Raw genomic sequence first — 26,369 nt, forward strand, 5'->3', positions numbered from 1 at the left:
CGCACAGAGTGCGTTCCTACAGGGGCAAAGCGAACCCCGCTCTCGGCGAACCACACCGCAGGACCCCGCCCATGACCCCCGAATCCATCATGGAACTCGGCCAGCATGCGCTCTACGTGGCGATGCTGGTGGCCGCGCCGCTGCTGCTCACCGCGCTGGCGGTGGGCCTGCTCATCGGCGTGATCCAGGCGGCGACGCAGATCAACGAGATGACGCTCAGCTTCATCCCCAAGCTGATCGCGATGGCGCTGGTGGCGCTGGTGGCGGGGCCGTGGATGCTGCGCCTGCTGGTGCAGTTCACCACGCAGCTGATCGAGAGCCTGCCGGGCGCGATCAGATGACTGCGCTGGATCTGGCGCAGCTCCCGGCGTGGCTGGGCAGCCTGTTCTGGTCGCTGGGGCGGGTCAGCGGGCTGTGCCTGGTGGCGCCGGTGTTCAGCTCCACGGTGATCCCGGCGCGCATCCGCGTGGGCGTGGTGGTGGTGCTCTCGCTGGTGCTGGCACCGCTGGCGCCGACCACGATCGATCCATTGAGCGGCGCGGGCGTGGCCACGCTGGCGGGGCAGGTGGTGATCGGTGCGATGGTGGGTTTCGTGCTGAAGCTGGTGTTCGAGGCCGTGTCGTTCGGCGGCGAGCTGGTGGCACAGAGCATGAGCCTTGGTTTTGCCCAGGTGGTCAGCCCGGGCGCCGGGCAGTCCACCGTGCTGAGCCAGTTCTACCTGTTGCTGGTGACCTTGCTGTTCCTGGTGATGGACGGCCATTTGCAGTTGATCGCGCTGCTGGCCGACAGCTTCCATGCCTTGCCGCCGGGTACGCCGGCGGTCAGCGCCAATGCGTTGCATGCGGTGGTGGCGTTCGGCACGGAGCTGTTTGCCGGTGCGGTGCGGGTGGCCTTGCCGGCGATGACGTCGCTGCTGGTGGTGAACATCGGCTTTGCCGCGATCAGCCGCGCGGCGCCGTCGATGAACCTGTTTGCGGTGGGCTTTCCGATCACCGTGTCGCTGGGCTTCATCGCCTTGTGGTTGTCGCTGCGCAGCCTGCCCGGCGCGTTCCAGGCGTTGCAGGGTGATGCCTGGTCGCTGATGCGCGAATTGATGGGGAGCTGACGCCATGTCCGACGACAGCGACCAGGAAAAAACCGAACAACCGACAGAAAAGAAACTTCGCGAATCGCGCGAGAAGGGCGAGGTTCCGCGATCGCGCGACCTGTCCGGCGCGCTGGTGGTGCTGGCCGGCGTGGCGGCGCTGATGGGCAGCGGGCAGAGCGGCCTGGAGCATGCGCGGCGCATCTTTGCGTTGGGCCTGGGCTACTCGCGCGATGCGCTGTTCACCGACGCGCTGGCCGGCAGTGCGCTGCACGCGGCGATGCACGAGGCGCTGCTGCTGTTCGCGCCGGTGGCCATCGCCACCTTGCTGGCCGCGCTGGCCGGGCCGCTGCTGCTGGGCGGGTTGAACTTCAGCACCGAGGCGCTGCAACCGAAGTTCGAGCGACTCGACCCGATCAAGGGGCTGGGCAAGATCTTCGCGCTGCGCGGCCTGGTGGAACTGGGCAAGGCACTGCTCAAGCTGTTGTTCATCGGTGGCGTGCTGGCGCTGGTGCTGCAGCACTGGCAGGGCGAACTGCAGGCCACCGGGCGCGGCTCGGTGGCGGCCGGCATCGCGCAGTCGATCGGGCTGCTCGGGCGTGCCGCGTTGTGGTTCGGCGTGATCCTGGCGCTGATCGGTGCGATCGATGCGCTGTACCAGAAGTTCGACCACGCCAAGAACCTGCGCATGACCAAGCAGGAGATCAAGGACGAGATGAAGGAGAGCGAGGGCAACCCCGAGATGAAGGGGCGCATCCGCCAGGTGCAGCAGGCGCAGGCGCGCCGCCGCATGATGGAGGACCTGCCCCGCGCCGACGTGCTGGTGGTCAATCCCACCCACTTCGCGGTGGCGCTGCGCTACGACGATGGCCGCATGGGCGCGCCGCGGGTGATCGCCAAGGGCGTCGACGTGCTGGCCGCGCAGATCCGCCTGGTGGCGGCCAGCCACCGCATCCCGGTGGTGGAAGCGCCGCCGTTGGCACGCGCCTTGTATGCAACGACTGAACTGGGTCGCGAAATCCCCGCTTCGCTGTTTGTCGCGGTGGCCCAGGTGCTTGCCTGGGTCTACCAGCTCAAGCAAGCCGCGGCGCAGGGCGAGAGCCCGCCGGCCGCACCCAACCCCGAGGTCGATCCTGACCTGATGGGCCCCTACCGCGATGCGTGACGAGTCAAAACGATGACGGGTGCAGACGTACTGGGCAATTTCAGACACCTCGCGCGACGGGGTGTTGGCGCGCCGGTGATCGTGCTGGCGATGCTGGGCATGCTGATGCTGCCGATGCCGCCGTTTTTGCTGGATATCCTGTTCAGCTTCAACATCGCCTTGTCGCTGGTGATTTTGCTGGCCGTGGTCTACGTGATGCGGCCGCTGGAGTTCGCCGCGTTCCCCACCGTGGTGCTGATGGCCACCTTGCTGCGGCTGGCGCTCAACATCGCCTCCACCCGCGTGGTGCTGCTGCACGGCCACGACGGCCCCGGCGCCGCCGGCAAGGTGATCGAGGCATTCGGCGAGTTCGTCATCGGCGGCAATTTCGCCGTGGGCCTGGTGGTATTCGCCATCATCGTGGTGATCAACTTCGTGGTGATCACCAAGGGCGCCACCCGCGTATCGGAGGTGACCGCGCGGTTCACCCTGGACGCCATGCCCGGCAAGCAGATGGCGATCGACGCCGACCTCAACGCCGGCCTGCTGACCCAGGAGCAGGCGCGCGAGCGGCGCCAGGAAGTGCGCGAGGAGGCGGACTTCTACGGCTCGATGGACGGCGCCTCGAAGTTCGTGCGCGGCGACGCCACCGCCGGCATCCTGATCCTGTTCATCAACATCGTCGGCGGGTTCTTCGTCGGCGTGATGCAGCACGGCCTGTCCGCCAGCGAGGCGGCGCGCACCTACACCTTGCTCACCATCGGCGATGGCCTGGTGGCGCAGGTGCCGGCGCTGCTGCTGTCGGTGGCCGCGGCGGTGATCGTCACGCGCGTGTCCAAATCGCAGGACATGGGCAAGCAGGTGATCGGCCAGGTGTTCGGCCAGCCGCGCGCGCTGGCGGTGGCCGCGGTGGTGCTGGGCGTGATGGGCGTGATCCCGGGCATGCCGAACGTGGCCTTCCTGCTGCTGGGCGGCATCTGCGGCGGCATCGCCTGGCTGCTGTTCAGGCGCGAGCGCGAGACGCGCGAGCGGCTGGCCGAGTCGGTAGCCGAGGCGCCGGTGGCGGCCGCACCGACCGAGCGGCTGGAGCTGGGCTGGGAGGACGTGGCCAGCGTCGATCCGCTGGGCCTGGAAGTGGGCTACCGGCTGATCCCGCTGGTCGACACCCACCAGGGCGGCGAGCTGATGGGGCGGATCAAGTCGGTGCGCCGCAAGCTGTCGCAGGAACTCGGTTTCCTGGTGCCGGCGGTGCATATCCGCGACAACCTGGACCTCGGCCCCAACACCTACCGCATCACCCTGATGGGCGTGCCGATGGGCGAGGCCGAGGTGCACAACGACCGCCTGATGGCGATCAATCCGGGCCAGGTGCACGGCACCTTGCAGGGCATCGCCACGCAGGACCCGGCATTCGGGCTGGAGGCGGTGTGGATCGAGAGCGGCCAGCGCGAGCTGGCGCAAAGCTACGGCTATACCGTGGTCGACCCGGCCACGGTGATCGCCACGCATCTGTCGCACATCCTGCAGGGCCACGCGCACGAACTGCTCAGCCACCAGGACGTGCAGCAACTGCTGGACCGGCTCGCCGCCAACGCGCCGAAGCTGGTCGAGGACCTGGTGCCCAAGCGGCTGTCGCTGGGCGTGGTGGTCAAGGTGCTGCAGAACCTGCTGGCCGAGCGGGTGCCGATCCGCAACATGCGCAGCATCGTCGAATCCTTGGCGGAGCACGCCGGGCAGAGTCAGGATCCCGGCGTTCTGACCGCCGCCGTGCGCGTCGCGCTGGGCCGGCAGATCGTGCAGGAGATCACCGGGCTGGGTACCGAGGTGCCGGTGATCACGCTGGCGCCGGAGCTCGAACAGATCCTGCTCGGCTCGCTTTCCGGCGGCGGCGTGGCCGGAGCCGCGGTGGAACCGGGCCTGGCCGACCGCCTGCAGCAGAGCGTGGCCGATGCCGCGCGACGCCAGGAAATGAGCGGCGAACCCGCGGTATTGCTGGTTGCGCCACCGCTGCGGCCATGGCTCGCGCGCTTCACCCGCCATGTGGCACAGAACCTGCACGTACTGGCCTACAACGAGGTGCCCGACAACCGTCGGGTGCGATTGGTACAAGCGCTGGGGCGCTAGCGCCCCAACGCCGGGAATAGGGAATAGGGAATAGGGAATAGGGAATAGGGAATAGGGAATAGGGAATAGGGAATAGGGAATAGGGAATAGGGAATAGGGAATAGGGAATAGGGAATAGGGAATAGGGAATAGGAAATGCGCGCACACGAAACTGAAATCGGGAATGGGAAATCGCGAAGGCCGCGTGCTGTCGAGCGCGACGCGGCTGCTTCTGCCGATTCCCTATTCCCCATTCCCTATTCCCGCGAGCGAAGCGAGCACCCATGAAAATCAAACGTTACGTAGCCCCCGACATGCGCCAGGCGATGCGCGAGGTGCGCGAGGAGCAGGGCGACGAGGCGGTGATCCTGTCGACGCGGCGGATTGCCGAGGGCATCGAGATCATCGCGGCGCTGGATTACGACGAAGCGCTGATGCGCGAGGCTTCGCGCCAGGGGGGCGCGCGTGCGCCGGCCGAGCCGCCACCGCCGTTGCCGGCGGCGAACAGCCAGCCGCCGGTCGCGGCGCCGGCGACGCGCGCGCCGGTTGCGGAGGCGCCCGCGCCTCGTGCCGCGGTGGCACCGCCGCCGCCGCGTCGTCCGCGCGTCGAGCCGACGCCTGCCGCGCCGGTCGCCGCGCGTGCCGCGGCCGCGCCGCTGATGGAACGTGCCGCGCAGGACACGGCGCGCCTGCGCAACGAGCTGGGCAGCATGCGCGAGATGCTGGAAGTGCAGTTGTCCAGCCTCGCCTGGAACGACCTGGAGCGGCGCCAGCCGCTGCGCGCGCGGGTGCTGCGCGAGATGACCCGCATCGGCATCGAGCCCGACGTGGCGCGTTTGCTGGTCGACGACCTGCCCGAGCAGATCAATGCCGAGCAGGCGCGCTACCTGCCGCTGGGCATGCTCAGCCGCCGCCTGGCGGTGAGCGGCCGCGCGCTGGCCGACGATGCGCCGATGGTCACCGCCCTGGTCGGTCCCACCGGCGTGGGCAAGACCACCACCATCGCCAAGCTCGCCGCCCGCGCGGTGATGCGCCACGGCGCCGACCAGGTCGCCCTGGTCAGCACCGACCACTACCGCATCGGCGCGGCCGCGCAACTGGAACACTACGGCCGCCTGCTCGGCGTGCGCGTCTACCCGGCCTACGACGGCGACAGCCTGCGCAAGGTGCTGGAGCTGCTGCGCGATCGCCACACCGTGCTGATCGACACCGCCGGCGTGGCCAGCCACGATCCGCGGCTCAACCAGCAGCTGGACACCCTGGCCCAGGCCAATGAACTGCGCGCCACCCTGGTGCTGGCGGCGAACACGCATGCACAGTCGCTGGACGACGCCGTGCGCGCCTACCTGCCGCTGCAGCCGCAGGCCTGCATCCTGACCAAGCTCGACGAAGCGCCCAACCTGGGCGGCGCGCTGTCGGTGCTGATCCGGCGCCGGCTGGCGCTGGACTACACCACCGACGGCCAGCGCGTGCCGGAGGACATCAGCGTGGCCGACGCGCGCGTGCTGGTGTGCCGCGCGGCGCAATCGCTGAAGACCGGCATTCCCGACGACAGCCTGATGGCCGACCGGTTCGGACTGGCGGTAGCCAGCGCATGAGCGGAGTACCTGCAATGGACCAGGCCTTCGGGCTGCAACAGACACTGGGCATGGCCGCCGGCCCGGCGACCCCGCCGGCCGCGCTGCCGCCGGGTCACCAGGCCAGCAACCTGTTCGGCAACGGCGCGCCCGCACGCCCGCCGTGCCGCACCATCGCGGTGGCCGGCGGCAAGGGTGGCGTGGGCAAGAGCACGGTCGCGGTGAACCTGGCGATGGCACTGTCCATCGCCGGCCGCGAGGTGATGCTGCTGGACGCCGACATGGGCCTGGCCAACGTCGACGTGATGCTCGGGCTCACCCCCTCGCGCCACATCGGCCACCTGCTCGACGGCGAGTGCACGCTGGAGGAACTGCTGCTGCCCGCCGCGCGCGGCCTGCAGGTGGTGCCGGCCGGCTCCGGTGCGCGCCGGCTGGCGCAGCTCGACAACGGCGAGCACGCGGCGATCATCCGCGCGTTCGACGAACTGGCGCGCCCGCCCGAATTCCTGCTGGTGGACACCGCTGCCGGCCTGTCCGACAACGTGACCATGTTTGCCGCCGCCGCCTCGGACGTGATCCTGGTGGTGTGCGACGAGCCCGCCTCGCTGACCGACGCCTACGGCCTGACCAAGGTGCTCAGCCGCGATTTCGGCGTGCGGCGCATCCGCATGGTGGCCAACATGGTGCGCAACGAGGGCGATGCGCGCGCGCTGCACCAGAAGCTGGCGCGGGTCAGCGACCGCTTCCTGGACGTGGTGATCGATTTCAGTGGATGGGTGCCGCACGACGAGCGTCTGCGCCAGGCCATCCGCAGGCAATGTGCCGTCGTCGACGTGTGGCCGTCGAGCCATTCGGCGCTGGCATTCAAGAAATTGGCGGAACTGGTCGATAAGTGGGCGGAGACGGACCGCGCAGTGTTCGACCGGATTGCCTTCTTTGGCGGCCGGAACGCAACGGCTGATGGGGTGCCGAGATGAGTGTGGCTTCGGAGTATCTGCAGGTTTCCCGCGAAAGTGCCGACGAACTGGTACGCCGGCATGCACCGTTGGTGCGGCGGATCGCCTATCACCTGATGGGGCGGTTGCCGGCCAGCGTGGACGTGGGCGACCTGATCCAGTCGGGAATGATCGGTTTGCTGGAAGCGTCGCGCAATTTCGCCCAGAACCGCGGGGCGAGCTTCGAAACGTATGCGGGCATCCGCATCCGTGGCGCGATGCTGGACGAGCTGCGACGCACCGACTGGGCGCCGCGCTCGGTCCATCGCAAGACCCGCGAGGTGGCGGAGGTGATCCGCCAGATCGAGGTCGAGACGGGTGCGGAGGCGGACGAGAAGGAGGTGATGCGGCGGCTGGGCATCAGCGCCGAGGAATACCACCAGGTGCTGGCCGATGCCGCCTGCGTGCGGCTGCTCAGCCTCACCGGGTCGGACGACGGCGACGAGGGCGGCGTGATGGACGTGGCCGACGAGGGCAGCCTCGGGCCGTCGGAGAACATCGAGCGCGAGGGCATGCGTGAGGACCTGGCCGAGGCGATCAGCGGCCTGCCCGACCGCGAGCAGCTGGTGATGTCGCTGTACTACGAACAGGAGCTGAACCTGAAGGAGATCGGCGCGGTGCTCGGCGTGAGCGAGTCGCGCGTCTGCCAGATCCACGGGCAGGCGGTGCTCCGGTTGCGCGCACGACTTTCCGGCTGGCGCGGCTGACCGCGGCCGGACGGACCAAAACCAAGGGGCCGCCTGACGGCCCATGTGGAGAGAAGCGTTGGACAAGAACATGAAAATCCTGGTGGTGGACGACTTCTCCACCATGCGGCGCATCGTCAGGAACCTGCTGGTGGAGCTGGGTTTCAGCAACCCGCTGATCCAGGAGGCCGACGACGGCGAGAACGCGATCGCGATGCTGCGCAGCCAGCCGTTCGACCTGGTGGTCACCGACTGGAACATGCCCAACATGACCGGCATCGACCTGCTCAAGGCGATCCGCGCCGAAGCGTCGCTGAAGGGTCTGCCGGTGCTGATGGTCACCGCCGAGAACAACCGCGACCAGATCATCGCCGCCGCCCAGGCCGGCGTGAACGGCTACATCGTCAAGCCGTTCACCGCGGTCACGCTGAAGGAAAAACTCACCAAGATCTTCGAGCGCATCGCCGCCGGCGGGGTGACGGCATGAGCGCCGCACCCGCCCTCGCGATGGACGAGAACCTGCCGACCGAACTGCGCGCGCTGCTGAACAGCCCGGACGGCGCCGAGTTCGAACAGGCGCTGGACGCCATCGTGCGCCAGCGCGAGCAGCACATGTTCCGTGCACTCGGCCAGCTTGCGCGCGACCTGCACGACGCCGTGCGCCGGCTGGGCAGCGACCTGGCGCAGGACGGTTTCCCCGGCAATGCCGCCGATGCGCGCCGCTACCTGCAGGACGCGCTGGAGATGAGCGCGAACGCCGCGCATCGCACCATCGACTTCGCCGAACGCATGCGCCCGCAGGCCGAGGCGCTGACCATCAACGCCGCCGAAATGCTCAAGTGGTCGCAGGACAACGAGCCGGCTTCAGTGCTGGCGCGCGAGTCGGTGATGTTTGCCGACGGCTGCCGCGAAGGGCTGGCCGAACTGGTGGTGGCGCAGTCGTGGCAGGACCTCACCGGGCAACGCATCAAGAAGGTCGACAACTTCATCGGTTCGGTCGAGTCGACCCTGCTGGAACTGGTGCGCCTCACCGGCGCGCTGGCAGGCAGCGAGGTGCCGGCCAGCGTGGCCAAGGTTTCCAGCCAGGAGGAGGCCGATCGCCTGCTCAGCGAATTCGGGTTCTGAGGACATGGCCTCGATGGACACGGCATTCGACCTCGAGCTGCGCCAGGATTTCCTGGTCGAGGCCGGGGAGTTGCTGCAGCGGCTCGGCGAGCAACTGGTGGCGCTGGAGACGTCGCCGCGCGACAGCGAGCTGCTCAACGCCGTGTTTCGCGCGTTCCACACCGTCAAGGGCGGCGCCGGTTTCCTCGCGCTGGAGCCGATGGTGCTGCTGTGCCACCACGCCGAGGACCTGCTCAACGAGGCGCGCAACGGCAAGCTCGCGCTGGACGCCGCCCACATGGACGGCCTGCTGCAGGCGCTGGACCTGCTCAACGACATGATGGCCGCGGTGAGCGACGGCGGCGCGATGGCGATGCCGCCGCCGGCCCTGCTGCAGGCGCTCACGCCGCACGCCGCGGCGCCGGCACCGGTGGCCGCGCCGCCGCCGGCCGCGGCGCCTGCCGAAGCCGGCGCCATCGACGACAACGAATTCGAGGCGCTGCTGGACACCTTGTACGGCACCGCCGCCCCCGGCACCGTCGCGCCGGCCCCGCTTCCCGCCGCGCCGCCGGCCGGCATCGACGACGACGAGTTCGAGGCCCTGCTCGACAGCCTGCACGGCAAGCCGGGCCAGCCTGCCGCACCTTCACCTTCACCTGCACCGTCGCCCGCAACGACCGCGCCGTCGGCGAACGCCGCCCCGGCGCGTCCGGCCGCGGCGGCGGATCACTCGGTGCGGGTGGACACCGCGCGACTCGACCTGCTGGTCAACCACGCCGGCGAACTGGTGCTGCTGCGCAACCGCCTGCTCAGCCTGGCCGCGCGCCTCGGCGACGAATCGCTGGCCACCACCGCCGGCGAACTCGATCGCGTCACCGACGCGTTGCAGGGCGCGGCGATGGGCATGCGCATGCAGCCGGTCGGACGCCTGTTCCAGCGCTTCCCGCGAATCGTGCGCGACCTCGCGCGCCAGCTCGGCAAGGAGGTCGAACTGGTGCTGGAAGGCGAGGGCACCGACCTCGACCGCAGCCTGGTCGAAGCGCTGGCCGACCCGCTGATCCACCTGCTGCGCAACGCACTCGACCACGGCGTGGAAATGCCGGACGAACGCGAGTGCAACGGCAAGCCGCGCAAGGGCCGCATCGTGCTTTCCGCCAGTCAGCGCGGCGAGCGCATCGTGATCGCGGTCAGCGACGACGGCCACGGCATGGACCCGGACATCCTGCGCCGCAAGGCGGTCGAGAAGGGCCTGCTGGACAATGCCCAGGCCGCCCGCCTGAGCGACGCCGAGTGCTATGAACTGATCTTCCGCCCCGGCTTCAGCACCGCCGCGGCGGTGTCGGACATCTCCGGCCGCGGCGTCGGCATGGACGTGGTCAAGACCCGCGTGGCCGAGCTGGGCGGCACCTTGCGCGTGCAGTCGCGGCTGGGCCACGGCAGCGAGCTGGAACTGACCGTGCCGCTGACCCTCGCCGTGCTGCGCGTGCTGATGGTGCGCGTGGCCGACCGCCTGCTGGCGCTGCCGCTGGGCAACGTGCAGGAAGTGTTCGAACTGGCCGACGGCCAGGATCGCGAGCTGGACGGCCGCCTGGTCGCCGAGCACCGCGGCCGCGCGCTGCCGCTGACCGATCTCGCGCGCTGGGTGGGCACCGATGCCGGTGCCGGCCGCCACGTGGTGGTGCTGCACATCGGCCACCAGCGCCTCGGCTGCCTGGTGCACGAGGTGCGCGGGCGCGAGGACGTCATCGTCAAGCCGCTCGGCCCGCTGTTCGCCGACGCCTCGGGCATCGCCGGCGCCACCGTCACCGGCGACGGACGGCTGGCGCTGGTGATGGACCTGGCGGGCCTGGTCGCCGCGGCCGACAGCTGTTCCGCCTCGCTGCAGAAGGAAGTCTGACCGCATGGACAGAATCAGCATCATCGGCACCATCCTGGGCTTCGTGGTGATCGTGATGGGCACCGTGCTCAAGGGCTCCACCGTGGAAGCGCTGTGGAACCCGGCCGCGTTCGTGATCGTGTTCTTCGGCACGCTGGCCGCGCTGCTGGTGCAGAACCAGGGCGCGGTGATGAAACACGCGCTGAAGATGATGAAACTGATCTACCGGCCGCCGCGGCACGAGCCGCGCGACCTGATCAGCCGCATCGTGGGCTGGAGCGAAATCTCGCGCCGCCAGGGCCTGCTCGGGCTGGAGCCGCAGATCGAGTCCGAGAGCGACCCGTTTGTCAGCAAGGGCCTGCAACTGCTGGTCGACGGCGGCGAGCCGGACACCATCCGCAGCGTGCTGGAAGTGGACATGGACACGCGCGAGGCGATCGACCTGGCCGGCGCCAAGGTCTACGAGAACGCCGGCATCTACTCGCCCACGCTGGGCATCATCGGCGCGGTGATGGGCCTGATGGCGGTGATGCAGAACCTGGCAGATCCGAGCAAGCTCGGCCACGGCATCGCCGCGGCCTTCGTGGCGACGATCTACGGCGTGGCGCTGGCCAACCTGTTCATGCTGCCGATGGCCGCAAGGCTGAAGAGCCTGGTGGGCAAGCAGTCGCAGATGCGCGAGATCCTGGTCGAAGGCCTGGTCTCGATCGCCCAGGGCGACAACCCGCGCCAGATCGAAGCGCGCCTGCAGGGTTACGTCGCGTGAGGCGGCATCGCCACGAAGAGCACCAGAACCACGAGGCGTGGGCGATCCCCTATGCCGATCTGATGACCCTGCTGCTGGCCTTCTTCGTGGTGATGTACGCGGTGTCGGTGGTCAACGAGGGCAAGTTCCGCGTGATGTCCGAATCGCTGCTGCAGGCCTTCAACGGCAACAGCCAGGTCATCGCGCCGCCGCCCGCGTCGGAAGGCCAGCGCCAGCCGGCCGCGGCCGTGCCGATCCGCCATTCCGTCAACCGCAGCAACCCGGTGACGCTGCCGTTGCCGCTGCAGCGCCCGCCGGCGCCGGGACGCGGCGGCGCGCAAAGCATGCACGACATCGAGAACCAGGTACGCAAGGCGCTGCAGCCGCTGATCGACCGCAAGCTGGTGGTGGTGCGCCACACGCCGAACTGGCTGGAGATCGAGATCCGCACCGACATCCTGTTCCCCAGCGGCGTGGCACAGCTTTCCACCTCGGCCAACGCCGTGCTGGAGAACCTGGCCGGCATCCTGGCCCGCTTCCCCAACGCGTTGCGCGTGGAAGGCTTCACCGACAACGTGCCGATCAGCACCGCCCAATATCCGTCCAACTGGGAGCTCTCCGCCGCGCGCGCGGCCAGCGTGGCGCGCTTGTTCGCGATGACGGGCGTGGCACCCGACCGGCTGGGCATCATCGGCTGGGGCGAGGTGCGTCCGCTGGCCACCAACGACACCGCCGAAGGCCGCAACCAGAACCGTCGCGTGCTGGTGGTGGTGATGAACGAGCGCACGGGCGAGCCGCGCCAGCAGCTCGATGCGCAGCGATGGAGCGAGCTGGCCGGCCCGGCCGCGGCGCCTGTCGCGAATGCTGCCGCACCCGTGCCTGCACCCGCTGCGGCCAGCGGGGCAGACCTGCTGCCGGTCGTGCCCGCGGTGATCGCCGTCCATCCCGCCGACCCGCTGCCTGCCGCGGTCACGCCCGCCGTGCCGGCCGATGCGCCGCATCCGGTCGCGCGCAACCTCAGCCCGGATCGGTGAGCGCCATGCCTCTGTTCAACCTTGCCGGACCCTGCCCATGAACGCGCCCGCCTGCGCACCCGACGCTGCCGCCGGGCACTGGCTGTCGTTCCGCATCGGCGCGCAGCTCTATGCCGCGCCGCTGGAGGCGGTGAACGAAGTGATCCGCGACGGCGACATCACCCCCGTGCCCGGCGCCGCCGCCGACGTGCTCGGCGTGCGCCACCTGCGCGGACGCATCGTGCCGGTGCTCGATGGCCAGCGCCGCATGGGCGTGGCGAGCGCGCCGCTCGATCCGGCCAGCGTGCGCATCGTGATGCTGGCCCACGCCGAACACCTGGTCGGCCTGCGCGTGGGTGCGGTCGGCGAGCTGCTGCACAGCGACGGCATCGAGATCGAACCCCCGCCGCCGGGCCGCGCCAGCCGCCGCGACGATCCGGTCACCGGTGTACTGTCATGGCAGGGTGGATTCGTGGCCCTGCTTGATGTATGTCGGTTGTGTCGACTGGGGGGAGAAGCGGGCCATGTGGCTTGAGATCGGGATGGGGGTGCTGCTGGGGCTGGCGCTGGTCCAGTGCGCCGTGCTGTACCGGCTGTGGCAACACTCGTTGCAGCTGCAGCAACGCGTCGAACAGGTCGTGCATGACACCGCCCACGGCGTCACCGACGTGCCGACCTCGATGCTGGTCGCCGCGCTCGGCCGCGTCGAGCGGCAGATCCGCCACGCCGAGCAGCAACCGCCGCCCACCCGCCAGTCCTACGAGCTGGCCCAGCAACTGGCCCGCGAAGGCGCCGACCTCGACCAGCTGGTGAGCCGCTGCGGCTTGTCGCGCGACGAGGCGCGGCTGGTAATGCAGATGCATCCGGCCGGTTCCTGACATCGGCTGGAATCAGCGCGCCGGTGTCGCGCTCCCGCAGGAGCCCGCTTGCGGGCGATGCTTTTGTTTTCGCGATTCCCGATTCCCGGCCAAAGGCATCGCCCGCAAGCGGGCTCCTGCCGTTTCCGGGTCGGCCGGCGCGCCTCGCGCCTACTCCTCCGCCGCGTCGTAGATCGTCGCCAGCACCGAGGCGGCGGCGGCGTAGAGCTGCACGGGGATGTCGTCGCGCAGGCGCAACGTGGCCAGCAGGGCGGCGATCTGGGCGTCGTGGTGCAGCGGCACGCCCATCTCGCGGGCGCGGGCCAGCAGCAGTTCCAGCGACTGCGGCGACATCGGCGCGGTTTCCTCGCTGGCACCGGCCAGGCGCAGGCTGACCCGCTTCGGTGGCGGCTGATCGTTCATGCGGTGGCCTTCAGCAGCAGGGCACTGCTGCCTGGCGGGTGCGGTATGCCGACCTGGCAGCTCAGCTGGTCGAGCAGCACGCCGCAGGCGGCCAGGCGCTGGCGCAGCGGGGTGAACTGGCGCTCCAGTTTCTGCGCAGTCTCGATGCGCTCGGCCCACAGCCGCACCGACAGCCGCGGCTCGTTCAATTGCAGCTCGCCCTGCACCGGGCCCAGCGGGGGCAGGTCCAGCGCGAAACCCAGTGTCCAGCCCTTGCTGCCCTCGGCGCCGTCGGTGCCGAACTCCAGCTTGATCTGCAGCACGTCGTGGCCGTCCTTGCCCAGCAGCGGCACCTCGATGATCCAGGCCGAGGCGGGATGGGCGCTGGCATCGAGCTGCGCCACTTCGATGCGTGCCAGCGCGGCCTTCACGTCGCCGTGCAGGCGGCGCAGCAACTGGGCCACGTCGTCATCGCCGGTCAGCGCCGGCAACGGCAGCGGCAGGCGCGGCTGCGACTGCAGTGCGCGCTGCAGCAAGGGTGGCGCGGCGTCGCCGCGATCCGATGGCGGCGGCGCCGGCGCGCGCCGGTCGAGCAGGCTGGCCAGGCGCAGCAGGGCGCCTTTCCAGTCGTCGGCGGGCGGCATCGGCTGGCCGGGGCGCGGTTGCAGCAGTCGTGATTCGAAGAACAGGCCGCTGCGCCGGATCGCTTCGCGCAGGCCGTCGCCGCGGGTGATTTCCGCCGGCGTGCGCAGCGCCTGCTCCAGCACCGCCAGCGCGGTGCGCACGTCGGCCGGCAATTGGCGCAGCGCCGGCCGCTGGGCCAGCGCGGAGAGCGTGGAAAGCAGCGGCGTGTAGCCGTTCTGCTGCGGCAGGCGTTCGCGCAGCATGCGCTGGAAAGTGGGGTCGGCCGCCTGGCTGAGCACCTCCAGTTGCGGCTGCGCGCCCAGGCTCAGCACACGCACCTGGAACTGTGCCGGCAGTTGGCTGTGCGACACGTCCGCCTCCACCGTGAGCGCGCCGATCTGCAACACCAGCAGGCCCTGCGGGTTCACGCCCAGCGGGCGCGCCGCCAGCACCGTGCCGATGCGCCAGCTCTGGGCAGTGGTGCCGGAGGCGGCGCCAGCCCAGGTAAGCGCGGCGAGGCTGATCGGTGGAATGTTCAAGCGTAAGTTCCTGCGCCTGGCGCGGATGGGAAAGGCGGCGGTCGCGAAGGTCATCGGCCGCTTGCGGGAATACTTGAGCGTGCCGTTTGGGCGCGCGACGCCTGCCGGCGCCGGCAGGGAAACCCGGGAGAACCCGGGCTGCCGTCATTCCCGCTTTCGCGGGAATGACGGCAAGAGGGCAGTTATTCGAGACTCCCTAAAGCGAACCGCCCGGCGGCCGATAGAGCAGGCGTCGGCGCACAACGGCGCGAACGGAGTCATCGAAATGGGCGGCAAGCGGGCAGCGAAGAACAAGCAGCCACCGGCGGCGGCCGACGGGGCCGCGGTGGTCTGCCTGCCGGCGGACTGCCGGCTGGCCGCGCAGATGGCGCTGAAGGAACAACTGCAGCAGGTGCTGCAACACGGCGACATCGTGATCGACGCGCAGGCGCTCGAGCGCGTCGACACCGCGGCGTTGCAGTTGCTGGTGCTGTTCCGGCGCGAGCTGGAACACAACGGCGGCGCGCTGGCCTGGCGCGGCACCAACGAGGTCCTGCACGAGGCCGCGGCCCTGCTCGGGCTGGAACAGTCATTGAACCTGCCGACGGCAACGTCGGCCTGACACGAGGTGGCAGCATGGCAAAGATTCTCGCGGTAGACGATTCGGCCTCGATGCGGGGCATGGTGGCCTTCACCCTGCGTGGCGCCGGCCACGAGGTGACCGAAGCGGAGAACGGCCAGCTGGCGCTGGACGCCGCGCGCGGCAGCGCGTTCGAGCTGGTGCTGGCGGACGTCAACATGCCGGTGATGGACGGCATCGCGATGGTGCGCCAGTTGCGTGCGCTGGATGCGTACAAGGGCGTGCCGATCCTGATGCTGACCACCGAATCGCACACCGAGAAAAAGATGGAAGGCAAGGCCGCCGGCGCCACCGGCTGGCTGGTCAAGCCGTTCGACCCGGAACAGCTGCTGGCCACCGTCAAGCGCGTGCTCGGCTGAAGGAACACCGATGGGCGCCGTCGACCTGACCCAGTTCCACAAGACCTTCTTCGAGGAAAGCCTGGAAGGGCTGGACGCGATGGAGGCGGCGTTGCTCGCACTGGATTCGGGCGCGACCGACCATGAGCTGGTGCACACCATCTTCCGTGCCGCGCACTCGATCAAGGGCGGCGCGGCCACGTTCGGCTTTGCCGAGGTGGCCGCGTTCACCCACGTGGCCGAATCGCTGCTGGAGGAAGTGCGCAGCGAACGTCGCGGCGTGGACGGCGAACTGATCGACCTGCTGCTGCGCTCGGTGGATTGCCTGCGCGCGATGCTCGACCATACCAGCCACGGCCTGCCCGCGGCCGACGCCGACAGCGAGGCGCTGCGTGGTGAACTGGTGCGCCTGGTCAGCGGCGAAACGGCCCCGGCGGCGGTCCCGACGACACCCGCGGCAGCGAGCGTGGATGGCTGGGCGATCCGCTTCGTGGCCTTGCCGCACCTGTTGCAGACCGGCAACGATCCGCTGCGCCTGTTCCGCGAACTGCAGCAGCTGACGCGGCTCGAGGTATGCCGCGTCTTCGTGGTCGACGCTGCGCCAACGCAACTGGCCGAACTCGATCCGGGCCAGTGCTGGCTGGGCTGGGAATTGCGCCTGCACGGCGCCGTGGCGCGCGCCGACGTGGCCGCGGTGTTCGACTGGGTCGAGGGCGACTGCGAGCTGACGATCGAGCCGATCGGCGCCGCGCCGGTCGCGGTCGCGCCGACCATCGTTGCGCCGCCGGTGGCTGCCCCCGTCGCCAGCCCCGCACCTGCCGCCAGCGCGCCGCGCCCGGTCCGCGAAACGGCCGCCGCGAGCAGCGAGGGCAGCTCGATCCGCGTCGGCATCGACAAGGTCGACGCGCTGATCAACATGATGGGCGAACTGGTGATCACCCAGTCGATGCTCAGCGACATCGGCGAACATTTCCACCTCTCGCAGCTCGAACGCCTGCGCGAGGGCCTGCTGCAGCTGGAGCGCAACACGCGCGAGCTGCAGGAAAGCGTGATGCGCATCCGCATGCTGCCGATCGGCTCGGTGTTCAATCGCTTCCCGCGGCTGGTGCGTGACCTGGAGCGCAAGCTCGGCAAGCAGGTGAAGCTGGAACTGCACGGCGAACACACCGAGCTGGACAAGACCGTGCTGGAGAAAATCGGCGACCCGCTGGTGCACCTGGTGCGCAATGCGATCGACCACGGGCTGGAGCCGCCGGAGCAGCGCAAGGCCGCCGGCAAGCCGGAGACTGGCGTGCTCAAGCTCAACGCCTACCACGAAGGCGGCAATATCGTGGTGCAGATCAGCGACGACGGTGCCGGCCTCAACCGCGCCGCCATCGTGGCCAAGGCCGAGCAGCGCGGCCTGATCCGCGCCGGCCAGGAACTGGACGACGGCGAAGTGGCCGACTTGATCTTCCAGCCCGGCTTTTCCACGGCTGCCCAGGCCACCGACCTCTCCGGCCGCGGCGTCGGCATGGATGTCGTGCGCCGCAACGTGCGCGATCTCGGCGGCAGCGTCGGCGTGCGCAGCCAGAGCGGCAAGGGCAGCGTGTTCACCATCGCGCTGCCGCTGACCCTGGCGATCATCGACGGCCTGGTCACGTCGGTCGGCGAGGAGCGTTACATCGTGCCGCTGATCTCCATCGTCGAGTCGCTGCGGCTGCGCCCGGACATGGTGCGCAAGATCGCCGGTGGCGGCGAAGTGTTCCACTTCCGCGACGCTTACCTGCCAATCATGCGGTTGCACCGCTCGTTCGGCTGCAAGGCGGCGGTGACCGAGATCGAGCGCGGCATCGTGGTGGTGGTCGAGGAAGAAGGCCGCCGCGTCGGCTTGCTGGTGGACGACCTGCTCGGCCAGCAGCAAGCGGTAGTGAAGTCGCTGGAGGCGCATTACCAGCGCGTGCAGGGCATTTCCGGCGCGACGATTCTCAGCGATGGCTCGGTGGCGTTGATCGTGGATGTGAGTGGCGTGGTGCGGTTGGGGCAGCGTCGCCAGGCGGCGTGAGCGGCGCCACAGGAAGCATGTGGATGGAGCGTCGAGCAGTGCGTGTACATGAAGTTGCTGCCTGCGACTGACACCAGCCGCCGGTCTGGCGGGCCTGGGCCCGGTATCCATTCAATTTTCGAGGTTGATGACGATGAACTCTTTCAAGCGTTGGTCGTTGAGTCGGCTGAGCCTGAACGCGCGGGTGATGCTGGTGGTCGTGGTGGTCGTTGCCGGCCTGGCCGGACTGACCGTGCTGAATGCGTTCGAAAGCCGCAATCGCCAGATGTTCGAGCTGGAACGCATGCTGGGCAACGAAATCGAGTCGGCCATCTCGGTGGCCAACGGTTTCCACGCGCGTGCGGTCAAGGGCGAGTTCAGCCAGGCCGAGGCGCAGAAGCTGGCGCTGGCGCAGATCCACGACATGCGGTGGGACGGCGGCGCCGGCTACATCTTCGTGTTCGGTACCGACCTGATCATGCGTCTGCATCCGCTGCACCCGGAGTGGGCCGGCAAGGACATCAGCGCCGAGGCCGACGCCAACGGCATGCGGCACTACCGGCTGATGTCGGAGGCCGACGTGAAGGACGGCCACGGCATCATCCGCTATACGCAGAAGATGCCCGATGGCGGCAACATGGACGAGATCACCTATTCGCTGCTGTTCAAACCGTGGAATCTGAACTTCGCCAGCGGCGCCGACGTCGACAATATCGACGCCGAGTTCCGGCAGGCGCTGGAGACGAGCCTGGGCGAAGCGGGCCTGGTGGCCATGCTGGTGGTCCTGCTGGTGTGGCTGTCGATGCGCAGCATCCGTCAAAGCATCGGCGGCGAGCCGGACTTTGCCATGGCCATGGCCAGCCGCATCGCCAATGGCGACCTCAGCCGCGACGATGACGGCAAGCGCTTCGTCAGCGGCAGCCTGCTGGCCGAGCTGGCGCGCATGCGCGACAAGCTGACCGGCATCGTGGGCGAGGTGCAGCATGGTTCGCAAACGGTGAGCAGCGCCGCACAGCAGATCGCCAAGGGCAACGACGACCTCAGCCAGCGCACCCAGGAGCAGGCCTCCAGCCTGGAAGAGACCGCTGCCTCGATGGAGGAGATGACCTCCACCGTGAAGCAGAATGCGGAGAACGCCAGCTACGCCAACCAGCTCGCCAGCGGTGCGCGCGAGCAGGCCGAGCGCGGCGGCGAAGTGGCGGCGCAGGCAGTGGCGGCGATGGGCGAGATCAATGCCTCCAGCCGCAAGATCGCCGACATCGTGGGGCTGATCGACGAGATCGCGTTCCAGACCAACCTGCTGTCGCTCAACGCCGCGGTGGAAGCCGCGCGTGCCGGCGAGCAGGGCCGTGGCTTCGCCGTGGTGGCCAGCGAGGTGCGCAGCCTGTCCCAGCGCAGCGCGGCGGCGGCGAAGGAGATCAAGGGGCTGATCAACGAAAGCGTGCAGCGGGTGCAGGCCGGCAGCGCGCTGGTCGACCAGTCCGGCGCGGCGCTGACCGGCATCGTGGAGAGCGTCAAGAAAGTCACCGACATCGTTGCCGAGATCGCCGCGGCCAGCCACGAGCAGTCCGCCGGCATCGACCAGGTCAACCGCGCCGTGATGCAGATGGACGAGGTCACCCAGCAGAACGCGGCGCTGGTCGAGGAGGCCGCCGCCGCCGCGCGGGCGATGCAGGAACAGGCGCTGGAACTGCAGCGGCAGATGAGGTTCTTCCAGCTCGGCGGCGCACCGTCCGATGCGCAAGCGCCCGTCGCGGCGCCGGAATCGGCACGCGTGGTGGAGCTGCCGCGCAAGGCGGTGGCTCGTGCTGCCGAGCCGGCGCCGCGGCGCGCGGCGGCCGCCGGCGCCTGGACCGAGTTCTGATTCTCCGTTTCGCGGTCCTCCCCGGGCGCTTGCCTGCCAGCGGCCGCCCGATGGCGGGACCGCGCCCGTCTTCCGCACGGCGCGGCAGCAGCGGCCGCGTCCGCTTTCCGCTCAAGTTTCCTGTCGCCGTGCCGACACAGGTGATGGCGGCACGGCGACCGCAATCGCCCATCACGAGGTAGCAGGCTCATGCACGAGAACACCGATGGCGCGGCACCGACGGTGCAGCAGCTGACGTTCAACCTGGCGGGCGAGGAGTACGGCGTCGACATCCTGTCGGTGCGCGAGATCCGCGGCTGGTCGCGCGTGACGCGCATCCCGCAGACGCCCGACCACCTGCTCGGCGTGCTCAACCTGCGCGGCGCGATCGTGCCGATCATGGACCTGCGCCTGCGCTTCGGCCTGGAGCGCGAGAGCTATGGCGACAGCACGGTGGTGATCATCGTGGCGGTCGCCGAGCGGTTGTTCGGCATCGTGGTGGATGCCGTTTCCGACGTGGTCGACATCGACCCGTCCGCGATCAAGCCGGTGCCCGACATGGGCGCCGTCGTGGACACCCGCTACCTGAAAGGTCTAGCCACCCATGTCGAACGCATGGTGATGCTGCTGGACGTGGACAAGCTGATGCGTCCGGAAGACGTGGAAACCCTGGACGCGGCGCTGCCGCATGTCCGCGAAGTCGAAGTTGCCGCCTGAATCGGGGAATGCTCATGAAGATCAAGAAAGTGCTGGCACGTTTTGCCAAGGTGCCCACCCTAACCGTCAAGGCGCGCCTGATCGGCGTGTTCGCGCTGCTCGGCGCGATGCTGGTGGCCGGTGCGGCGATCGGCCTGGGCGTGATGTCCTGGCAGAACGAAGGCATGCGCCATAGCTACGAGGAGGCGATGGTGCCGTCCCGGCTGATGGGCCAATTGCGGGCCAAGTCGCTGATGAACTTCATCGTGCTGGGCGAAGCCGCCGGCGCGATCGACAAGCCCAACCAGGTGAAGCAGAAGGTTGCCGAGGCGAACCAGATCGACAAGGACATTGCAGCGATCGGCAAGCAGTTGGCCGCCATCCGGATGAGCCCGGCAGTCACCAAGAAACTTGCCGACTACAACGAGACCACGCCGGACTATAGCGAAGCGCAGCAGGAAATCTACTCCGCGCTGGCTTCCGCCGATACCGGCACCGCCGACATGATGGACATGCAGCTGCGGCCGTTGCTGATGATGCGGCAGGACGCGCTGGACAAGCTGATCACCGCCCAGGGCGACGAGGTGCACGATGTCTACCAGTCGCAGGTCGGGCGCTACAAATTCGTGCACACGTCCACGCTGGCGGCACTGATCGCCGGCCTGCTGCTGGCGCTGTTCGTCGCGGTGCGGCTGATCCGCTCGATCACCGGCGCCTTGCACCATGCGGTGAAGATCGCCGACCAGATCGGCGAGGGCAAACTGGGCCATGACATCCGCGTGAACCGCAAGGACGAGTTCGGTCGCCTGCTGCTCGCCTTCCGCAACATGGACCAGCACCTCAGCGAGATCGTGGGCGAAGTGCGGCTTGGCTCGGATGCGGTGAGCACGGCCGCGCAGCAGATCGCCCGCGGCAACGACGACCTCAGCCAGCGCACGCAGGAACAGGCCTCCAGCCTGGAGGAAACCGCCTCGTCGATGGAGGAGATGACCTCCACCGTGAAGCAGAACGCGGAGAACGCCAGCCACGCCAACCAGCTCGCCCGTGGTGCGCGCGAACAGGCCGAACGCGGCGGTGAAGTGGCCGGCAAGGCGATCGCGGCGATGACCGAGATCGACGCCTCCAGCCGCAAGATCGGCGACATCGTGGGGCTGATCCAGGAGATCGCCTTCCAGACCAACCTGCTGGCGCTCAACGCGGCGGTGGAAGCGGCGCGCGCCGGCGAGCAGGGCCGCGGCTTTGCCGTGGTGGCCACCGAGGTGCGCAGCCTGGCCCAGCGCAGCGCCGGCGCGGCAAAGGAGATCAAGGGCCTGATCAGCGACAGCGAGGAGAAGGTGCGTACCGGTTCCGAACTGGTCAACCAGTCAGGCAAGGCGCTGGCCGAGATCGTCGACAGCGTGAAGAAAGTCACCGACATCGTGGCCGAGATCGCCGCGGCCAGCCATGAGCAGTCCGCCGGCATCGACCAGGTCAACAACGCCGTGATGCAGATGGACGAGATGACCCAGCAGAACGCCGCGCTGGTCGAGGAAGCCTCGGCCGCTGCCCGCGCGATGCACGAGCAGGCCGACGAACTGGCACGTCAGGTGGCGTTCTTCCAGGTCGCCGACAGCAGCCAGGCGGCGCCGGCCAAGGCGCCGGTCGCGGCCGCCGCCGCGGTGGAGACTGCCGCGGTATTGGCCGCCGTGCGCAAGGCGCAGCCGGCACGCGCGATGGCCGAGGCGGACGCCGCCGCGGCTGGTGCGTGGAAGGAGTTCTGAGCATGAACGCGACGGTCGACATGCCCGTCGCCGAGCTCGCCGGCGGTCCGCGCCTGGGCGACAGCGAGTTCGAGTTCCTGCGCAAGTTCGTCTACACCCATTGCGGCATCTCGCTGGGCGAGCACAAGCGGCAACTGGTGCAGGGGCGGCTGTTCCGTCGCCTGCGCGCGCTTGGCCTGCAGCAGTTCAGCAGCTATTGCGAGCTGCTGCAGCGCGATCCGCAAAGCGAACTGGGCGAACTGGCCAGCGTCATCAGCACCAATGTGACCTCGTTCTTCCGCGAGGTGCACCACTACGACCTGCTGGTTGCCGAGCTGCTGCCGCGCTGGCTGGAAGACAAGCGTCGCAGCGGCGAGCGCCTGCGCATCTGGTCGGCGGGCTGCTCCACCGGCGAGGAGCCCTACGCGCTGGCGATGGTGCTGGCCGAGGCGATCGAGCAGCACGGCGCCAGCGGCGTGGACGCGAAGATCCTCGCCACCGACCTCTCGCCGCAGGCGCTGGAGACCGCGCGCCGCGGCGTCTATCCGCTGGACCGCCTCGGCGGCATCAGCGACGCCCATCGCCGCCGCTGGATGCTGCGCGGCTCGGGCGAGTACGAAGGCCTCGCCAGCGTGCATCCGACGCTGCGCGAGCTGGTCACGATCCAGCCGTTGAACCTGCTGCACGATTGGCCGATGAAGGGCCCGTTCGACGCGATCTTCTGCCGCAACGTGGTGATCTATTTCGACCAGCCGACCAAGCAGCGCCTGTTCCGTCGCTACGCGGAACTGTTGCCGGTCGGCGGCTACCTGTTCCTGGGCCACAGCGAGTCGCTGCACGGCATCAGCGAGGATTTCGAACTGATCGGCCGCACGGTCTACCGGAAACGCGGTTGATGGACGTGCAGCTGGCCGATCGACGCAAGGCGCCCGCGATTTCGGCGGCACCGCCGGGCTTCGAGCACCTGCGGCGCTTCTGGGACCCGGCGCAGGGCTGCATGACGGTCAAGGTGCTGCCCGGCGAGTTCTACGTCAGCGACCAGGAAGAAATGCTCAGCACCGTGCTGGGCTCGTGCGTCTCCGCCTGCATCCACGACGTGCGCCGCGGCATCGGCGGCATGAACCATTTCATGCTGCCCGAACCCGTCGGCGAGCGCGACAACTGGTCCTCCACCGTGGGCCGCGCGGCGCGCTACGGCTCGGACGCGATGGAGCAGCTGATCAACGCGATCCTCAAGGCCGGCGGCCAACGCGCCGACCTGCGCGTGAAGGTATTCGGCGGCGGCCGCGTGCTGGCGCGCATGAGCGACGTGGGCCAGCGCAACATCGAGTTCGTGCGCCGCTACATCGCGGCGGAGAACCTGGAGCTGGTGGCGTCGGATCTCGGCGACGTGTTCCCGCGCCAGGTGCAGTTCTTCCCGCACAGCGGCCGCGCCCGCGTGCGCCTGCTCCGGCGCAGCGACGACGTGGCGCTGGTGGCCGGCGAGAGCGGTTACCTCAAGCGTTTGGCAAACGATCCGATAGAGGGTGAGGTGGAGCTGTTCTAGTGGCGGCGGCGGTGGCCGGAAGTGGCCGCACTGCTTCCGCCTCCGCGCTCGCGGCTCGTTTCGCACCACCCTCGACAAGACAAGGCAGAGAAGCAGGCAATGACAAGGGTGCGCGTTCTGGTGATCGACGATTCCGCATTGGTGCGCAAGCTGATGTCGACGATGCTTGCCTGCGATCCGGAGATCGAGGTGGTCGGCGCTGCCGCCGACCCGCTGATCGCCCGCGAGAAGATCAAGCAGCTCAACCCCGACGTGCTGACCCTTGACGTGGAGATGCCGCGCATGGACGGCATCACCTTCCTGGAAAACCTGATGCGGCTGCGGCCGATGCCGGTGGTGATGGTGTCGTCGCTGACCGTGGAAGGCGCCGATGTCACCTTGCGAGCGCTGGAAATGGGCGCGGTGGATTTCTTCGCCAAGCCCGACCACGACCTGGCCAGCCGCTTCGGCGAATGCGCGCAGGAGATCTGCGACAAGGTGAAGCTCGCCGCGCGCACCCGTCCGCGCGCGCGGACCACGGTGCGCAAGCTGGACGTGGCGCCGCGCCTGTCCGCCGACGCCGTGCTGCCGCGGGCACAGACCGCCGGCAGCCGCGGCGGCAGTCCGATCATCGCCATCGGCGCCTCCACCGGCGGCACCGAGGCGGTGCGCGTGGTGCTGGAGGCGATGCCGCCGGATGCGCCGCCGATCCTGGTCACCCAGCACATCCCGGCTGCGTTCAGCGGCCCGTTCGCCGCGCGCATGGATCGCTGCTCGGCGATGCGCGTGTGCGAGGCGCAAGATGGCCAGCCGATCCAGTCCGGCCATGCCTACATCGCCCCCGGCAGCCACCACCTGCTGGCGATGTGGGACGGCGCGAAATACGTCTGCCGCCTGCACGACGGCCCGCCGGTGAACCGGCACAAGCCCAGCGTGGACGTGCTGTTCCGTTCGCTGGCCGCCAGCGCGGGCGCGGCCACGCTTGCCGTGCTGTTGACCGGCATGGGCGACGACGGCGCCCGCGGCCTGCTGGAACTGCGCCAGGCCGGTGCCGCCACGCTGGTGCAGGACGAGGCCAGTTCGGTGGTGTGGGGCATGCCCGGTGCTGCCTGGAAACTCGGTGCCGCCGGCGAAATGCTGCCGCTGGACCACATCGCGCCGCGCCTGCTGGCGCTGGCGCGCCAACCGCTAGCCGGCGCCATGCGCGCCTGATCCGGGGATTCGATCATGACTTTCACGCCCTCCCTTCTTGCCGGACGCCCGCTTGCCGGCGTCGCCGCCAGCGCGCTGGCGCTTGGGCTGTCGCTGCTGTGGCATCCGGCCTGGCTGGCGCCGCTGCTGGTGGTGCTGCTGACCGTGGTGTGGATCGTGGAGACCTGCCACCGCGCCGAACCGGCCGCCGAACCGGTACCGGCCATCCATGCCGGGCCGGTGCGCGAGGCGCTGGAAGACGTGCGCGGCGCGCTGGTCGACGAACTCGGCCACGCCAGCCGCGAACTGCACCAGGGCCTGGGCCTGCTGCGCGATGCCGTCTCCGAACTCGGCGGCGGCTTCGACGGCCTCTCCAACAAGACCGCGCTGCAGCAGTCGCTGCTCAAGCAGATCATCGAGGTGCAGGACGGCGGCGTGTCGATCCAGGATTTCGCCAGCCGCACCGGCGACCTGCTGGAGCATTTCGTCGGCATGATCGTGCAGATGTCGCGCGAGAGCCTGCGCATCGTCTACCGCATCGACGGCATGGCCAAGGAGATGGATGCGGTGTTCGGCCTGCTGAAGAACGTCAACACGATCGCCGAGGAAACCAACCTGCTGGCGCTCAACGCCGCGATCGAGGCGGCGCGCGCGGGCGAATCCGGCCGCGGCTTTGCCGTGGTGGCCGGGGAGATCCGCAACCTGGCCAGCAACTCCAACCAGTTCAACGAACAGATCGGCAGCCACGTCGAACGGGCGCGCGCAGCGATGGAGCAGCTGCGCGGCCTGGTCGGCACGATGGCCTCGCAGGATCTCAACGTGGCGCTGTCGGCCAAGGGCGGCATCGACGCGATGATGGCCCACGTCACCGAGAGCGACGCGCGCACCAGCGCGGTGGCCGACCAGGTGGTGGAGATCAACCGCGGCCTGGGCAGCGACGTCTCCACCACGATCCGTTCGCTGCAGTTCGAGGACATCCTGAGCCAGCTGATCACGCAGACCCGCGCGCGGCTGGTGGAACTGCAGGAAATCACCGCCGATTGCACCCGCGACATCGAAGAGCTGGCCTGCGCGTCGATGGACGCCGAGGCGCTGGACGAGCGCGCACGGCGCGTGCGTTCACGCCTCGCGGTTCAACGCGAAAAGGCGCGCCTGCGCTCGCGCGGCCCGGCCCTGCAAAGCAGCATGGACGCCGGCGAAATCGAACTTTTCTGAGGATTGGCCATGATTGTTCACCACGACAGCGAAAGCGATTGCCTCAGCCTGCAACTGGGCGAGCGCTTCGATTTCAGCATCCACCGCGAGTTCCACGACGCCTGCCTCGGCGCCGGCCGCGTGGCACGCAGCTACCTGATCGATCTGGCCGAAGTCACCCACATGGACAGCTCCGCGCTGGGCATGCTGTTGCTGCTGCGCGAACACGCCGGCGCGGACCACGCGGACATCCGCATCGTCAACGCCGGCACCGAACTGCGCGGCACCCTGCGCGTGGCGGGGTTCGACAAGCTGTTTGTGTTGCATTGAGGGGCGAGGGATCAGCTTCAAGAGAGCCCTGTCCCCCGCGGCATTTCCCGCAGGAGCCCGCTCGCGGGCGATCCTTTGCGAGTCCCCGCCCTGATCCCCAATCCGGACAAGAGAGCATCGCC

The 26,369-nt window shown here is 69.1% G+C and carries 27 protein-coding genes; 25 read left to right on the forward strand and 2 right to left on the reverse strand.

Annotated features, from left to right (window positions below):
- The first annotated feature begins 71 nt into the window (after nt 1-71).
- The 14 genes from fliQ to ACVCMG_RS15145 all read left to right on the forward strand — a co-directional run bounded on the left by fliQ (nt 72) and on the right by ACVCMG_RS15145 (nt 13,205).
- Nucleotides 72-341, forward strand: a complete 270-nt coding sequence (fliQ, locus tag ACVCMG_RS15080) for a flagellar biosynthesis protein FliQ (RefSeq protein ID WP_395119810.1) — start codon at nt 72-74, stop codon at nt 339-341.
- Nucleotides 338-1,105, forward strand: coding sequence for a flagellar biosynthetic protein FliR (gene fliR, locus ACVCMG_RS15085; protein ID WP_395119809.1), 768 nt, complete (start codon nt 338-340; stop codon nt 1,103-1,105). The genes fliQ and fliR overlap by 4 nt, the downstream gene beginning before the upstream one ends.
- 4 nt (nt 1,106-1,109) lie before the next feature.
- Nucleotides 1,110-2,249 carry a flagellar biosynthesis protein FlhB gene (gene flhB, locus ACVCMG_RS15090; protein ID WP_395119808.1) on the forward strand — a complete coding sequence of 380 codons (1,140 nt, stop codon included), beginning with the start codon at nt 1,110-1,112 and terminating at the stop codon, nt 2,247-2,249.
- A 12-nt stretch (nt 2,250-2,261) separates the two neighbouring features.
- Complete coding sequence (gene flhA, locus ACVCMG_RS15095; protein WP_447106530.1) at nt 2,262-4,352, forward strand: flagellar biosynthesis protein FlhA; 2,091 nt, start codon at nt 2,262-2,264, stop codon at nt 4,350-4,352.
- A gap of 263 nt (nt 4,353-4,615) precedes the next feature.
- Nucleotides 4,616-5,929 (forward strand): flagellar biosynthesis protein FlhF, encoded by a 1,314-nt coding sequence (flhF, locus tag ACVCMG_RS15100; RefSeq protein WP_447106529.1) that lies wholly within the window; start codon nt 4,616-4,618, stop codon nt 5,927-5,929.
- A 14-nt stretch (nt 5,930-5,943) separates the two neighbouring features.
- The gene (locus tag ACVCMG_RS15105; RefSeq protein ID WP_395119805.1) at nt 5,944-6,885 is read left to right on the forward strand and encodes a MinD/ParA family protein; all 942 of its coding nucleotides are present in this window, start codon (nt 5,944-5,946) and stop codon (nt 6,883-6,885) included.
- Nucleotides 6,882-7,610: an RNA polymerase sigma factor FliA gene (locus tag ACVCMG_RS15110; protein WP_447106528.1), complete on the forward strand. Its 729-nt coding sequence runs from the start codon at nt 6,882-6,884 to the stop codon at nt 7,608-7,610. Before ACVCMG_RS15105 ends, ACVCMG_RS15110 begins: the two co-directional genes overlap by 4 nt.
- 58 nt (nt 7,611-7,668) lie before the next feature.
- The gene (cheY, locus tag ACVCMG_RS15115) at nt 7,669-8,076 is read left to right on the forward strand and encodes a chemotaxis response regulator CheY (RefSeq protein ID WP_136257437.1); all 408 of its coding nucleotides are present in this window, start codon (nt 7,669-7,671) and stop codon (nt 8,074-8,076) included.
- Nucleotides 8,073-8,714: a protein phosphatase CheZ gene (locus tag ACVCMG_RS15120; RefSeq protein ID WP_447106527.1), complete on the forward strand. Its 642-nt coding sequence runs from the start codon at nt 8,073-8,075 to the stop codon at nt 8,712-8,714. Before cheY ends, ACVCMG_RS15120 begins: the two co-directional genes overlap by 4 nt.
- A gap of 13 nt (nt 8,715-8,727) precedes the next feature.
- Complete coding sequence (locus ACVCMG_RS15125) at nt 8,728-10,590, forward strand: chemotaxis protein CheA (RefSeq protein WP_447106526.1); 1,863 nt, start codon at nt 8,728-8,730, stop codon at nt 10,588-10,590.
- 4 nt (nt 10,591-10,594) lie between these two features.
- Complete coding sequence (locus ACVCMG_RS15130; protein WP_395119801.1) at nt 10,595-11,335, forward strand: flagellar motor protein; 741 nt, start codon at nt 10,595-10,597, stop codon at nt 11,333-11,335.
- Entirely contained in the window at nt 11,332-12,348 is a 1,017-nt protein-coding gene (gene motD / locus ACVCMG_RS15135; protein WP_447114478.1) for a flagellar motor protein MotD, read from the forward strand. Before ACVCMG_RS15130 ends, motD begins: the two co-directional genes overlap by 4 nt.
- Nucleotides 12,349-12,385: 37 nt before the next feature.
- On the forward strand, nt 12,386-12,862 hold the full coding sequence (locus tag ACVCMG_RS15140; RefSeq protein ID WP_447114479.1) for a chemotaxis protein CheW: 477 nt from the start codon (nt 12,386-12,388) through the stop codon (nt 12,860-12,862).
- Entirely contained in the window at nt 12,852-13,205 is a 354-nt protein-coding gene (locus ACVCMG_RS15145; protein ID WP_395119798.1) for a DUF2802 domain-containing protein, read from the forward strand. Before ACVCMG_RS15140 ends, ACVCMG_RS15145 begins: the two co-directional genes overlap by 11 nt.
- A gap of 150 nt (nt 13,206-13,355) precedes the next feature.
- Here ACVCMG_RS15145 and ACVCMG_RS15150 read toward each other — a convergent pair whose 3' ends face one another.
- Both ACVCMG_RS15150 and fliK read right to left on the reverse strand, forming a co-directional pair.
- Nucleotides 13,356-13,607, reverse strand: a complete 252-nt coding sequence (locus ACVCMG_RS15150; protein WP_395119797.1) for an EscU/YscU/HrcU family type III secretion system export apparatus switch protein — start codon at nt 13,605-13,607, stop codon at nt 13,356-13,358.
- Nucleotides 13,604-14,749, reverse strand: a complete 1,146-nt coding sequence (gene fliK / locus ACVCMG_RS15155) for a flagellar hook-length control protein FliK (protein WP_395119796.1) — start codon at nt 14,747-14,749, stop codon at nt 13,604-13,606. Before fliK ends, ACVCMG_RS15150 begins: the two co-directional genes overlap by 4 nt.
- Here fliK and ACVCMG_RS15160 point away from each other — a divergent pair.
- The 11 genes from ACVCMG_RS15160 (at nt 14,742) to ACVCMG_RS15210 (ending at nt 26,247) form a co-directional block, all read left to right on the forward strand.
- A complete protein-coding gene (locus ACVCMG_RS15160; protein WP_395119795.1) occupies nt 14,742-15,350 on the forward strand; it encodes an STAS domain-containing protein in 609 nt (202 codons plus the stop codon). The genes fliK and ACVCMG_RS15160 overlap by 8 nt on opposite strands.
- Before the next feature lie 14 nt (nt 15,351-15,364).
- On the forward strand, nt 15,365-15,727 hold the full coding sequence (locus ACVCMG_RS15165) for a response regulator (protein ID WP_447114480.1): 363 nt from the start codon (nt 15,365-15,367) through the stop codon (nt 15,725-15,727).
- A 10-nt stretch (nt 15,728-15,737) separates the two neighbouring features.
- The gene (locus tag ACVCMG_RS15170; RefSeq protein WP_447114481.1) at nt 15,738-17,750 is read left to right on the forward strand and encodes a chemotaxis protein CheA; all 2,013 of its coding nucleotides are present in this window, start codon (nt 15,738-15,740) and stop codon (nt 17,748-17,750) included.
- A 133-nt stretch (nt 17,751-17,883) separates the two neighbouring features.
- On the forward strand, nt 17,884-19,593 hold the full coding sequence (locus ACVCMG_RS15175) for a methyl-accepting chemotaxis protein (protein WP_447114482.1): 1,710 nt from the start codon (nt 17,884-17,886) through the stop codon (nt 19,591-19,593).
- 189 nt (nt 19,594-19,782) lie between these two features.
- Nucleotides 19,783-20,289 (forward strand): chemotaxis protein CheW, encoded by a 507-nt coding sequence (locus ACVCMG_RS15180; protein WP_136257424.1) that lies wholly within the window; start codon nt 19,783-19,785, stop codon nt 20,287-20,289.
- Between the two features lie 14 nt (nt 20,290-20,303).
- Entirely contained in the window at nt 20,304-22,028 is a 1,725-nt protein-coding gene (locus tag ACVCMG_RS15185; protein WP_447114483.1) for a methyl-accepting chemotaxis protein, read from the forward strand.
- 2 nt (nt 22,029-22,030) lie between these two features.
- A complete protein-coding gene (locus ACVCMG_RS15190; protein WP_447114484.1) occupies nt 22,031-22,903 on the forward strand; it encodes a CheR family methyltransferase in 873 nt (290 codons plus the stop codon).
- Complete coding sequence (gene cheD / locus ACVCMG_RS15195; RefSeq protein WP_447114485.1) at nt 22,903-23,553, forward strand: chemoreceptor glutamine deamidase CheD; 651 nt, start codon at nt 22,903-22,905, stop codon at nt 23,551-23,553. The genes ACVCMG_RS15190 and cheD overlap by 1 nt, the downstream gene beginning before the upstream one ends.
- A 99-nt stretch (nt 23,554-23,652) precedes the next feature.
- Nucleotides 23,653-24,744 (forward strand): protein-glutamate methylesterase/protein-glutamine glutaminase, encoded by a 1,092-nt coding sequence (locus tag ACVCMG_RS15200; RefSeq protein WP_395119789.1) that lies wholly within the window; start codon nt 23,653-23,655, stop codon nt 24,742-24,744.
- A 15-nt stretch (nt 24,745-24,759) separates the two neighbouring features.
- A complete protein-coding gene (locus ACVCMG_RS15205) occupies nt 24,760-25,938 on the forward strand; it encodes a methyl-accepting chemotaxis protein (RefSeq protein ID WP_395119788.1) in 1,179 nt (392 codons plus the stop codon).
- A gap of 9 nt (nt 25,939-25,947) precedes the next feature.
- The gene (locus tag ACVCMG_RS15210) at nt 25,948-26,247 is read left to right on the forward strand and encodes an STAS domain-containing protein (protein ID WP_395119787.1); all 300 of its coding nucleotides are present in this window, start codon (nt 25,948-25,950) and stop codon (nt 26,245-26,247) included.
- Nucleotides 26,248-26,369 lie beyond the last annotated feature (122 nt).

Source organism: Rhodanobacter sp. UC4451_H18, assembly GCF_052978225.1.